Genomic DNA, 12924 nt, shown 5'->3' on the forward strand with positions numbered 1-12924 from the left:
ACAGGGTTTTAATTCTGACTCCTGACTCCTGACTCCTGCTATACTATTTAGTATATAATTTCCACTTTGATTTTAGATAGAATCTTCTTGATCATGATTGTGAGAAAACAGACTGGGATCGAGATAATTTAACCGTGCCAGGGGACTAAGAGCAGAGAGAACCTGAGAACCGTAGCTGCGGTTAACAACCCGACTATCAAGCAAAGCCACAATACCTTGAGATTCGCGCACAGGTGCGATCGCTCTTTGCAACTCATTCAGAGCCGTTGGTAACAAGTATAGACGAAACCAATCCTGGTGCGATCGCTTATAATGAGCCACCCTACCAGCCACCAGAGGATTTTCTAAAGATGGCAAAGGCAAAGTTGCAATAATTAACAATTGGGGAGATGGTAAAACCGATTGGTGCGATCGCCAATACTCCCAACCAGTCACCAAAATGCCATTTTCATCCAAACAAGTTTTTTCTACCTGCACCCGTGAACCAAACTCAGAAGCTAAAATTGTCGCCACCTGAGCCTTCAAAGGCACATCACCCACCAACACCACCGTCAATCCGGGAGCAGTTGCACTCAGACACACCAGCGTCCGTACTTGGTGAATAAAAGCCGGTTGAAACTCCGGTGTATTGGGCAAAGGTAACTTATAAGGAACATAAAGTTGAATCGCTTCCCCTTGACTATCACTAGAAAACTTCAAACAAGTTACATCTTCCAAACCCAAACGTTGACGAAATAAAGGAGCTTCTGTTTCTGGTTCTAAAGCACCGCCAACTAACACCACAGGTTGCCGTTGCCAAATAGGAGAGAGAATTTTAGCCAACTCAATCGGTGCATAGTGTAGAGAAAATAAACCTTGACGACGAGCTAGAGTAGCCCAGAGTAGAGGAGGGGTAGGATTTTGATTAATTAGGGGGAATTGCTGCCAGAAATTTTGCCAAACATCTGGGAAGATATTCATCTCAGGATCTAATTCTAAATACAGACGTTGCAAAATTTCCAATTCTGGCTGAGAAATTAAATAACACTGATATGGATTAGGTGGATGTTTGAACAATTCATGAGTTAGTTGTACCCTAGCTTCGCGGATCACCTCAGTTTGGTGGGGATTAGCCAACATCAACTGCTCCCAATCATCAGGAGTAATATTTTGAGTTAGTTGATCCCGCACCCAATCTTCTAAATCATCAACTTGATCAATAATTGTCGGGATATTTGGGGGAAAATGCTGATTATTAGTCAATTGCGCCTTTAACCAAACTTCCGGGGAAGTCAACAACAACCCGCGAAACTCAGGATGAGGCCAAACATCACCAGTTCTGATCGGCTTGTTAGTTGGTAGCCACTGCTGTAAACGGGGAATTTCCACTTTTAGTAGACGTTGCTGAACAGCTTCAGGAGCAACGATAATTACCGGACCATGCCACATCAAAGCCGATGCGACAAAACTGGTGCGATAACGTCCCTGATAGCCGCAAACAGCCCCTACTTGAATTAAAGCACTGCGTCCTAAACGCAAAGCACGTGCTACCAACCTCGCCATCGTCAGATGATGAGGCCAAGAAGGAAATTCCGACTGCGATCGCAGGAAATTATGTAATGATAAATGAACTTCTGCCTCAATCACACGTTTATTTTATCCAATATAAAGTGATTTCTACTATCTCTACACACCCCATTTCTATTATGTTGTCATTAGTCAAATGTGATTGATAATTCAATCAAAGCCCTATCCTCTAAAATTATGCCAACTTATACAGGAATTTCCAGCGAAGCCTTCAGGCATCCATTAGATCAGCAAGCCGAGGAAGCATTACGCAATTTACCCGGATTTGACTTAATTGCTCGTAAATTTGTAGAATTTCTCTACGAGCGCCCCCAATTAGTGTATTTAATGGGTAACACAATCCAAGTGGGTCCGCGCCAATATTCCACCATTTACCAGATATTTCGGGAATGTGTGCGCGATTTGGACATAACCCCTGAACCGGCACTCTTTATTTCCCAAGATCCCCAAGCAAACAGCTACGCTCTCGGTCAAGAAAATCCTTACATAGTAATGAATACAGGGATTCTTGACTTACTGAGTGAAGCTGAGATTCGGGCAGTTTTAGCCCATGAACTAGGGCATATTAAATGTGGTCATACTATTTTAATTCAAATGGCGATGTGGGCGATGAGCGCTGCTTCCGTCATTAGTGAATTAACCTTTGGTATCGGCAATTTTGTTAGTCAAGCCTTAATTTACGCCTTTTTTGAATGGCGACGCAAAGCTGAATTAAGCGCGGATCGGGCAGCTTTACTCGTGACAGATGATTTAAACCCAGTTATGTCATCAATGATGAAAATTTCCGGTGGTAGTAATAAATATGCCAATGAATGTAGTTTGCAAGAATTTATCCAGCAGTCAGAAAAATATCAAGCGCTGGATGATGATGGATTAAATCAAATTTATAAATTCCTGATGTACACTGGCGTTCAAGGGACTATGCTTACCCATCCTTTCCCCGTAGAACGTATTCATTATTTACGCAATTGGGCAGTATCAGCAGAATATCAGCAAATTCGTCAAGGCAATTATCAGCGCAGTCCCGCCAATGGAGCAGTAAATGTCACCCCTGAACCGGCGGAAACTGAAGCAGAAAAACTCCGTCGTAAAGTTGAAGAATTGCAAAGAGAAATTGACAAAATGAAAAAATCTGATTAATCAAAATGTAGGGTGGGCAATGCCCACCAAAACTCCTATTTTAACAACCCTTCGGGCGAGGCAGAAGGCAGAGGGCAGGAGGCAGAAGGGAAAATTTTTAATTAAGAATAAAGCCTTTTTGCATCGACCATTTGGGTTTAAGTCAAGAGCCACAATCTTTTGATTTGGCGGTCTTCAATTATAGGTGGGTTTGAATCCCCCTCTAAAAAAACCTCCTGCCTCCTGCCTTTCAACTCCTGCCTCCTTTAATTTTCTGGATCGCAATCAGGAACACCTTCTTTAAATACTCGACTAGCCAGAATATCTACTGCTTCAATGGTGATTAGGTCTTGTTTATTTAAAAGCTTACCACTACTCAATAAACGATTAGCTTGACGCAACCGCGCCCGATCTATAGCATTGCGAACACTACGAGCGTTAGCAAAATGAGGCATAGTTTTCCGTTTAATTAAATACTCTCGAAAGGCTTTTTCTGCATCAGAACTGAAGCAGTAATTTTGTGCCTTTAATATTGTTTGAGCAATAAGCAGTAAATCATCGACACCGTAATCATTAAATTCAATGTGTAGCCCAATCCGGGAATTCATTCCAGGATTACTATGAAAAAATCTCTCCATTTGGTCTTTGTAGCCAGCGAGAATTACAACTAAATCATCCCGTTGGTTTTCCATTACCTGCATTAAAATTTCTATTGCTTCTAAACCAAAATCCCCTGGATGATCTGGACGGTATAAAGTATAGGCTTCATCAATCAACAAAACACCACCCAAGGCATTATTTAAAACTTCCCTAGTTTTGGGTGCAGTTTGGCCGATACCTTGTCCAACTAAATCATCTCGCGTTACTAACATCACATTTTCTTTGCGGATATATTCCAAGCGATAGAGAATTTCCGCCATCCGCATGGCTACAGTAGTTTTACCCATGCCTGGATTGCCTAAAAATGTTATGTGTAAGCTAGGCGCACCGGCAGTTAAACCCAAACTTTTACGGATGCGATCGACCAGTAATAAAGCCGCCATTTCCCTGATTTTGTTCTTGACTGACTTTAAACCGACTAATTCCTGGTCTAATTTATCAAGTATTCCTTGTACATGAGATTCCCGAAAAGCTGCCTCTAAGTCGATTTCTCTATCTTGGATCAGAGTGCTAATTGTTTCTTGTTCTAAAATTTGTTCACTCATGACTATCACCTCTGGCAATGAAATTGATGATAGCCTTGAATCGAGAAATATAAAAGAATGTAATTCTTATATGACTTATATATTTTACTTTCTTATCAATTGGGTGATTGGTGATTGGTGATTGGTGATTGGTGATTGGTGATTGGTAATAAATTAATTATTCCTCCCCTGCCCCCTGCCCCCTGCCCCCTGCCCCCCTGCCTCTCTCAGATGTGGTAATTTTATCTTCCCTTTTATTGAATAAAGATATACACTACTGATATATGAAATATTCAGTTTGCCAAGATATTGCGATTAGGGGAAAATATTATGGTTGCTACTCCACTCCCATCGCTAGAAAACCACTCTCCAGGGCATATTTGCCCATTTGACCAAGCCTGTAGTTATTTAGAATGGGCAGCTAAAGAATTAAAATTAGATCAAGGTGTGGTAGAAATCCTTAGTCATCCTCGTAAGGTGGTGACAGTTTCTATTCCCGTCAAGCTGGATAATGGTGAAATACGAGTTTTAGCTGGTCATCGGGTACAGCACTCTGATATCTTGGGACCCTACAAAGGAGGGATTCGTTATCATCCAGCAGTGACTCTCCGGGAAGTGTCAGCCTTAGCCATGTTGATGACTTGGAAATGTGCATTGTTGGGTATTCCTTATGGTGGTGCTAAGGGGGGAATACCTATAGACCCGAAAAAGTATAGTGTGGGGGAATTGGAAAGAATTAGCCGCCGTTATATTAGTGAGTTAATTAAAGATATTGGACCCTCTGTTGATATTCCAGCGCCTGATATGGGGACTTCTGCCCGTGAAATGGCTTGGATGATGGATACTTATTCTGTTAATGTGGGTCATTCTGTACCTGGTGTAGTTACTGGTAAGCCGGTTTCTATTGGCGGTTCACTGGGCAGGGAGATGGCAACGGGTAGGGGTGTAATGATTATTGTCCGTGAGGCATTAGCAGACCAAGGTAAATCTCTGGTGGGTGTACGAATTGCTATTCAAGGTTTCGGTAATGTCGGCTGTGCGGCGGCTGAATTATTACATAAAGAAGGGGCAAAAATTATTGCTGTTTCCACTGGTGCTGGTGGGGTATTTTCTCCAGATGGTCTTGATATTCCAGCCTTGAAAATATACGCCGCTGAAAATCGTAGGAGTTTAGTGGGATTTGGGGAAGGAATACCGATTAGTAATGCAGATTTGCTGACCTTAGATTGTGATGTGTTGATTCCTGCGGCTTTAGAGAATCAAATTACTGAAGAAAATATGAGTCAGGTACAAGCTAAGATGGTGGTTGAAGCGGCTAATGGACCAGTGACGTTGGAAGCTAACCAGTTTTTGGCAGATCAAGGTGTAACTGTGTTACCAGATATTTTAGCTAATGCTGGGGGTGTGGTGGTGAGTTATCTGGAATGGGTGCAAGGTCTTTCTTATGTATTTTGGGATGAAGAACGAGTGAACGGAGAAATGGAATATTTAATGGTACAGGCTTACCGCCGAGTAATTCAAGAATCGAAAGCTAGAATGGCTAATCTGCGGTTAGCGGCTTATACTCTAGGTGTGGGTAGGGTAGCGCGAGCTTTGACTGATAGGGGTTTGTATCCTTAATTTTTTCTTGGTTCTTTGATATTCTTTTGGGGCGATCGCTACAGAAGTAGAAGTAGCCGATTTAGCTGCGGGTTATTTCTGGGATATAATATCCTCAGAGATTTAGTTTCCTAATCATGTCTTTATTCAAAACCCCACTGGTTGGTCTAAAAGCTGACTCATTTCGCCATCCCCTAGACTTAGAAGCAACCGCAAGTCTCAAGCAAATTCCCGGTATTGATATGATGGTGCGGAATTTGCTCGGTCCTGTGGTAGAACAGATTTTTTATGTAGAAAATATAGCTTCGAGTATTTTGGTAGGTGAAACACAACTTCCTGATTTACACAAGTTGTTGTTAGATGCTTGTAAAATCTTGGATATTGAACCACCCCAGTTGTATATTCGTCAACATCCTGCTCCCAATGCTTATACTTTTGCGATGCGGGGTAAACAGCCTTTTGTGGTGCTACATACGTCGTTGATTGATCTGCTGACACCAGAGGAAATTCAAGCTGTAATCGCCCATGAATTGGGACATCTCAAGTGTGATCATAGTGTTTATTTAACACCTGTGAACTTATTAGTTTTAGCGGCTGCATTTGTACCTAATATCGGCACTTTTTTGGCTCAAGCTATCCAATCACAACTTTTAGAATGGGTACGTTGTGCTGAGTTTACTTGCGATCGCGCTGCTTTGTTAGCTACCCAAAATCCCCAGGTGGTGATGTCTGTATTAATGAAGTTAGCTGGTGGTTCTCCTAAGTTATCACCCCAACTTAACCTAGATGCCTTTATCGCCCAAGCTCGTGCCTATGATGATATTAGCAAAACGGAGTTAGGTGAAATGGTCAAGGTAGCCCGTACATCTGAATTAAGTCATCCTGTTCCAGTCTTGAGAGCGCGAGAAATTGATCGCTGGTCAAGTAGTCAAGAATATCAATTATTGATTCAAAATTACGGTTTCAAAGATCAGGTTAAGGGTGGTTGGCGTAATTGGTAATAATGTGGTGTGAGGAACTTTAACTTAATATTAAGTAGGGGTTGCAGAAAAAGTCTTTTCGTTAGGGCTAGGAGTCAGGAGTAAGAATTAGAAGTATATCAGAATAGTCTCGAATCTGGATAAACGAACAGTTTTTGATGATTTCATCGCTTATTACTTGCACCTTCTCCAACTTTTTCAGCCTGAAACTGTTGAGATATCTAGGTTTTTGGTTTATATGCCTAACGGCACGCTACGCTATCAGCAAACCCTAAGTATGTGGGCAAAATAAAACCAACCTGCACCAGGAAAATTTTTCCTAGTTACCAATATTCACACTAAAGCACCACTACAACTAGAACCACAACCAGCCGTACAACCATAGCAATAATCGGCGGTTTGTACTTGTTCCATTAAGTTTAAATTACCCAATTCTAGCAATTTGCTAATCGTTATATTTTTGCCATTTCCAGTTTTGGCTGGTAAGTTCATCATTTGGTTAAAGTCACAATCATAAACGTTTCCTAAATAATCAACGGAAATTTGATTAAGACACATTAAATTATCAGTTGTATCGGGGTTAAAATTCAACTCTAAGAACTCTAAATAACTGGAATAAAGTTGATGTTTTTCTAAATGAAATTTAGTTCTACCAACTGGTAAATTGGTGATTGTCAAAAGATTGTTAAACACAATGCCAAAATTATCCTGCAAAAATGTTTTATATTTCCTGTTTAAATTGGTTTGTTCTGGCGCTAAAGAAAAGTCTTGGCTGTTGGGTAGTGGAGAATTATACACCAAATCTAAAATTAAATCTGGGTTATTACCATAACCAACTTTATTTAACCATTGTAAAGCTTTAATTGAACTATCAAAAACTCCATTTCCCCGCATTTTATCCACATTATCAGCTAAATAACAGGGCAAAGAGGCGACAATTCGGACTTGGTTTTGGGCAAAATATTCTGGCAAATCACCAAATCCATCAACAAAATAAATTGTTAAATTTGACCGCACAATTACCTGTTTATCTGCTCCTATTGCGGCTTCTAGTAGTGGTTTAAAACCATAATTCATTTCTGGTGCGCCACCAGTTAAATCCACAATTTCTATTTCTGGAAATTTATAAATCAATTCAATTAATTCTAGAACAACAGCCAAAGAAAGTTCTTCTGTTCTGTTTGGACTTGCTTCTACATGACAGTGATTACAAGCAAGATTGCAGCGTTTTCCTAGATTAATTTGTAAAACACTAATTTCTCTTTTGTTTAAAGGGGAACTAAGTTTATTTGTAAATGGTGTAATTGCCGTTTCCACGATGATTTATACCTGAATAAAAGAATTGTTCAATCAAAGTTAAATTCTGAATTAGTTAACAACATCCCCCACCATTATAGTGCCATGTAGAATCAGTAACTAAAATTTCTCCTGGTTTTACTGTTGCTAATTTTGCTGCTGTTTTGTCACAAACTCCGGCAGGAATACCACGCTGTAAAATATGACCAGCGGAATCATCAAAAAACGATTCTTTTCCTGCATAAATTGCTGTTTTGCCAGTGAAAATACAAGCACCATCTTCAGGAATATCAACTTTAAAGGCTACTGAATCAAGACTTTCTAATAAAAGATTTTCGTTTAAATTATAAGTTTGAGTATCTAGTAACCGATAAGGACGACGGGCGCGAATTTCAATTTGTCCAAATCCCGCATTAATAATTAATTGGGTATACTCTTGATAGGTAAGTGCGCCTGATAAACATAGAGCGCGTAACTGTTCATTTTGTTGTAAATGAGCGGGAATTGTGCGGGTAGCAATGGGGTCACTCATTTGTAAGCGTCCACCTGGTTTTAATACTCGATAGGCCTCTTTCAAAGCCAGGGTTAAGTCTGCTGGTTCAAAGATGTTAAATAAACAATTTTGAGCTACGATATCTACAGATGAATCCTCTATTGGTAAGTTAAAAGCATCTCCGGTGCGAATTTCTACAAAACTTGTGTCAAACCAGGGGTTTAGTTGGGTAGCTGTTTCTAGGTTCCGTCTTGCGGCTTCACCCATGGCTTTAACTGGTTCAATGGCAATTACAGCACCAGGACGACGAGAAAAGTAAGCAAATTGTAATGCTTCTAAACCTCCACCAACGCCAACATACAGTACAGTTGGTTGGTTTGCAAGTTCGTTGGGGTGAACGGTTGTTCCACACCCATAATTCATTTCCTCCATGGTTCGAGGAATTTTGAGTCCTGGTAATTGCAGGGGTGTACTTTGGACACAACACAATCCAATTTCTGGTGTTTGAGCAACTTCGCTGTAAAATTGTGCAGCCGTTTCTAAGTATGTCATTGTTCCCGTGGAAGTTAAAGTGAGTATATTTGAGGTTGGGTATTTCTAAAAGAGTAGCTTAATTTATTGTGGAATGATGCTAAAGATAGATAAATAAATTTAATATAACAAGATTTTAGATAGATAAATTTGGATCAGGGTATGTATTAGAATTACACCCGGAATTAAATTTTAAGGATTTGATCATGAGCGATAAACCAAGTTCAAAAACTCAAAAAGAAAACTCTGATCATCCAACAACTACACCAACTGCATCTGGTGGTTATCAAACACCGATTGACTCGGACATTCGCAAGACTGGTGATGCAGAAAAAAGTGATGCTAGACCTACAGCTACACCAGAAGCGCCTGGAGAGGATACTGTTGCGGGTAGTCCTAATCAAGGTACGCCTTCACGGTAATTTAGTCGAGCAATTGAGGAGGTTTGGTCGGACATTTGCTGTGGTTGGATATTTCAGAAAGTGGTTCAGAGCGATCGCCTAACTATCCACCACAGGCGATCGCTGTTTATTTAAACTCTAGTTAAACAAACTAAAACAGAACATATACAAGGTGTTGGGTTGTATATATCAACCCAATCACCAATTACTTTTTGAGCGATTTAACTAATAGAAGCTTGAGCTAAAAGAGGGTCTATTTGGCCTTGAGTATCTAAACGATAAAGGTCGTCACAGCCGCCAATATGCTGATTATTGATGAAAATCTGGGGGACACTACGACGACCGTTGGCTCGTTCAGCCATTTGCGCCCTAGCTGCTTCATCACCGTCAATTTTGTACTCAGTAAAATTCACACCTTTCCACCACAACAGCATCTTAGCGCGGATGCAGTAAGGACAAGTTTGCCAAGTGTAAATTTCTACGTTGGCTTTAACCCGTTCTGGGTGACGATTGAAAACAGAATTAAGAAAGTCCAGCATATATTTAATCTCAAATTAATCTGAAATATTTTTTGATTTTTCTTCAGCCTAGCGTAAGTAGAACCAAAGGAGTGATTAAACGCAGCAATCTATACAAAACCTCGTTTTATATCTACGCATTTGAGGAAATTTAACTCTAGCAGCAAAACTTAACACGATGACTAACCAAGTCGTTGACTCAGGTGTAACCGCACTTTGGTAGACTTGAAAACTGAAATAGCTGATAAAAAGACGCTAAGACAAGCAATCGAGAGGGCAGAGTCTGTGGAAAATACACTTGGTTTAGAGATTATTGAGGTAGTTGAGCAAGCAGCGATCGCCTCCTCAAAGTGGATGGGTAAAGGCGAAAAAAACACTGCTGACCTAGTAGCAGTGGAAGCCATGCGCGAACGGATGAACAAAATCTATATGCGCGGTCGCATCGTCATCGGTGAAGGTGAACGTGATGAAGCTCCCATGCTCTATATCGGCGAAGAAGTCGGAATCTGTACCCAACCAGATGCTAAAAACTACTGCAACCCCGATGAATTAGTTGAAATTGACATCGCTGTTGACCCTTGCGAAGGTACTAACCTCGTAGCTTACGGTCAAAATGGCTCAATGGCAGTTTTAGCAATTTCCGAAAAAGGTGGTTTATTTGCTGCCCCTGACTTCTATATGCGGAAACTAGCTGCTCCCGCTCCCGCTAAAGGTCATGTTGATATTAACAAATCTGCTTCAGAAAACCTCAAAATCCTATCTGAGTGCTTAAATCGCGCTGTAGAAGAATTGGTTGTAGTAGTTATGGATCGTCCCCGCCACAAAGACCTAATTCAAGAAATCCGCACCGCCGGAGCTAGAGTTAGACTGATTAGTGATGGTGACGTATCTGCTGCTATCTCTTGCGCCTTTGCTGGTACTAACATCCATGCCTTAATGGGTATCGGTGCTGCACCAGAAGGAGTAATTTCCGCCGCTGCTTTACGTTGCTTAGATGGACATTTCCAAGGACAACTAATCTACGATCCAGCCGTAGTTCAAACAGGTTTAATTGGCGAAAGCAGAGAAGGTAATATCGCCCGTCTAAATGAAATGGGCATCACTGACCCAGATAAGGTTTATGACGCTAGTGAATTAGCCTCCGGTAACACCGTACTCTTTGCTGCTTGTGGTATTACTCCTGGTACTTTGATGGAAGGTGTTCGTTTCTTCTCTGGTGGTGCGAGAACTCAAAGCTTGGTTATTTCTAGCCAATCTAAGACAGCCCGTTTTGTCGATACAATCCATTTGTTAGACAATCCTAAATCTCTGCAATTACGCTAGTAGTTAGAAAGGACTGTAACCCAGAGATTAGTCATGAAGGAATAGGGATTGTATCCCCTATTCCCAATTACCAATTACCAATTACCTATTTAAGAAATGAATATTGCAGTGGTGGGGTTAAGCCATAAAACAGCCCCGGTAGAAATTAGAGAAAAGTTAAGTATTCCTGAACCGCAAACAGAAAGTGCGATCGCTAATCTGATCAGTTATCCTCATATTGATGAGGTAGCCGTACTTAGCACTTGCAACCGTTTAGAAATTTATATCGTTAGCTCTGAAATTACCCAAGGACTCCAAGAAGTAACTCAATTTCTGGCAGAACATAGCAAATTACCTGTAGTTTCTCTCCGACAACACCTGTTCATGTTGCTACATACTGATGCGGTAACACATATCATGCGGGTATCTGCTGGGTTAGATAGTCTTGTCCTTGGGGAAGGACAAATCTTAGCTCAAGTTAAAAATACTCACAAATTGGGACAGCAATACAACGGGATAAAAACCATTCAAAATCGGTTATTTAAACAAGCATTAACAGCCGGAAAACGGGTGAGAACCGAAACCAGCATCGGCACCGGGGCAGTTTCCATCAGTTCGGCGGCTGTAGAATTAGCTCAGATGAAAGCAGAAAATTTATCTAGTTGCCGTGTAGCTATTCTCGGTGCTGGTAAAATGTCTCGGTTACTGGTGCAACATCTTGTTTCTAAAGGTGCAAAATCCATTAGTATTGTTAATCGCTCACGGGAAAGAGCCGCAGAATTGGCCAAGCAGTTCTCAGAATACCCTATTCAAATCCATCTGCTATCAGAAATGATGTCTGTAATTGCAGAGAGTGATATAGTATTTACCAGCACTTCTGCCACGGAACCAATTCTTGATCGTGCTAAGTTAGAAATGGTTTTAGAACCTAATCAACCTTTAATGTTGTTTGATATTTCTGTACCGCGTAACGTTCATACCGATGTCAATGACCTAGCAAATGTAAAGGCTTTTAATGTTGATGATTTGAAGGCTGTAGTGGCACAAAACCACGAAAGTCGCCGGAAAATGGCCTTAGAAGCCGAGAAAATATTAGATCAAGAAGTAGAAGCTTTTGATGTTTGGTGGCGTAGTTTAGAAACTGTTTCTACTATTAGTTGTTTACGGAATAAAGTGGAAGCAATTCGGGAACAAGAATTAGAAAAAGCCTTATCTCGATTAGGTTCAGAATTTGCCGAAAAGCACCAAGAAGTTATTGAAGCTTTAACAAGAGGGATAGTCAATAAAATTTTACATGATCCGATGGTGCAGTTGCGATCGCAGCAAGATGTGGAGGCTAGACGTAATTGTATGCAAACCCTGCAAATGTTATTTAATTTAGATGCAGGTGAGCAATTTAGTTAATTGACCTCGGTATAACTTGTATTCGATGCTTCACCACCTTACACTGGCAACCTCGTCCCTAAAGGAGTCAGTTTGATAGAAACCAGCGACATCAATACTTTTGCTGGTTTCAATTTATTTTTCACCCATCCCCAGCACCTACGGGATTTGCTCAGGATCTATGCCCTGCGATCGCAAATATGCCATTAGTCTTTCTTTTTCTCGTCGTTCCTGTTCTTTTTCTCGTCGTTCTTGTTCTTTTTCTCGTCGTTCCTGAAGAGCGATCGCCTCAGCCTGTTCTTTAGCAATACGTTCTTGATCTGCTCGTTGTTTTTCTTGATCAGCCCGCTCATTTCCAGACAGCAACATCTCACCATCTGCACTCCACCAGCGCAACCAAGGTATTTCTGTATCCTGTTGAATCCCCAACTCTACACCGATCTGGGGAATTGGATAATGTCCTCTTTCATTGGCTGGCATTTTCTCATACTTCCCATCTACCAAATGATATACCTCAACACTGGCTTTTTTGACTTCATAAATTGCATAAAA

Annotated in this window: 11 protein-coding genes and 1 pseudogene; 6 read left to right on the plus strand and 6 right to left on the minus strand. The window is 40.9% G+C overall.

Features of this window, described 5'->3' with window-relative positions; all coding sequences use genetic code 11:
• Positions 1-72: 72 nt before the first annotated feature.
• Positions 73-1626, minus strand: a complete 1554-nt coding sequence (locus VB711_RS18545; protein ID WP_323287697.1) for an ATP-dependent DNA helicase — start codon at positions 1624-1626, stop codon at positions 73-75.
• Positions 1627-1743: 117 nt separating this feature from the next.
• Between VB711_RS18545 and VB711_RS18550 the strand changes: the two genes are divergently transcribed.
• Positions 1744-2706, plus strand: coding sequence for a M48 family metallopeptidase (locus VB711_RS18550; RefSeq protein WP_323287699.1), 963 nt, complete (start codon positions 1744-1746; stop codon positions 2704-2706).
• 245 nt (positions 2707-2951) lie between these two features.
• Here VB711_RS18550 and VB711_RS18555 read toward each other — a convergent pair whose 3' ends face one another.
• On the minus strand, positions 2952-3890 hold the full coding sequence (locus tag VB711_RS18555; RefSeq protein WP_323287700.1) for an AAA family ATPase: 939 nt from the start codon (positions 3888-3890) through the stop codon (positions 2952-2954).
• A gap of 309 nt (positions 3891-4199) precedes the next feature.
• Between VB711_RS18555 and VB711_RS18560 the strand changes: the two genes are divergently transcribed.
• Together VB711_RS18560 and VB711_RS18565 are read left to right on the plus strand one after the other, a co-directional pair.
• Positions 4200-5489 (plus strand): Glu/Leu/Phe/Val dehydrogenase, encoded by a 1290-nt coding sequence (locus VB711_RS18560; protein ID WP_323287701.1) that lies wholly within the window; start codon positions 4200-4202, stop codon positions 5487-5489.
• Positions 5490-5605: 116 nt separating this feature from the next.
• A complete protein-coding gene (locus VB711_RS18565; RefSeq protein WP_323287703.1) occupies positions 5606-6469 on the plus strand; it encodes a M48 family metallopeptidase in 864 nt (287 codons plus the stop codon).
• Between the two features lie 312 nt (positions 6470-6781).
• Here VB711_RS18565 and arsS read toward each other — a convergent pair whose 3' ends face one another.
• Together arsS and arsM are read right to left on the minus strand one after the other, a co-directional pair.
• On the minus strand, positions 6782-7768 hold the full coding sequence (gene arsS / locus VB711_RS18570; protein WP_323287711.1) for an arsenosugar biosynthesis radical SAM (seleno)protein ArsS: 987 nt from the start codon (positions 7766-7768) through the stop codon (positions 6782-6784).
• A 52-nt stretch (positions 7769-7820) separates the two neighbouring features.
• Positions 7821-8789 (minus strand): arsenosugar biosynthesis arsenite methyltransferase ArsM, encoded by a 969-nt coding sequence (gene arsM / locus VB711_RS18575; protein ID WP_323287704.1) that lies wholly within the window; start codon positions 8787-8789, stop codon positions 7821-7823.
• 185 nt (positions 8790-8974) lie between these two features.
• On the opposite strand from arsM, the gene VB711_RS18580 reads away from it, so the two are divergent.
• Entirely contained in the window at positions 8975-9190 is a 216-nt protein-coding gene (locus VB711_RS18580; protein ID WP_323287705.1) for a hypothetical protein, read from the plus strand.
• A gap of 200 nt (positions 9191-9390) precedes the next feature.
• Here the strand turns inward: VB711_RS18580 and grxC are convergent, their stop codons facing one another.
• The gene (gene grxC, locus VB711_RS18585; RefSeq protein ID WP_323287706.1) at positions 9391-9708 is read right to left on the minus strand and encodes a glutaredoxin 3; all 318 of its coding nucleotides are present in this window, start codon (positions 9706-9708) and stop codon (positions 9391-9393) included.
• A gap of 264 nt (positions 9709-9972) precedes the next feature.
• Between grxC and glpX the strand changes: the two genes are divergently transcribed.
• Positions 9973-11010, plus strand: a complete 1038-nt coding sequence (gene glpX, locus VB711_RS18590) for a class II fructose-bisphosphatase (protein ID WP_323287707.1) — start codon at positions 9973-9975, stop codon at positions 11008-11010.
• A gap of 96 nt (positions 11011-11106) precedes the next feature.
• Complete coding sequence (locus tag VB711_RS18595; RefSeq protein WP_323287708.1) at positions 11107-12393, plus strand: glutamyl-tRNA reductase; 1287 nt, start codon at positions 11107-11109, stop codon at positions 12391-12393.
• Positions 12394-12531: 138 nt separating this feature from the next.
• Here the strand turns inward: VB711_RS18595 and VB711_RS18600 are convergent.
• Positions 12532-12924, minus strand: a pseudogene (locus VB711_RS18600) (Uma2 family endonuclease); the annotation flags it as partial.

The organism is Cronbergia sp. UHCC 0137 (assembly GCF_034932285.1).
Lineage (GTDB): Bacteria > Cyanobacteriota > Cyanobacteriia > Cyanobacteriales > Nostocaceae > Cronbergia.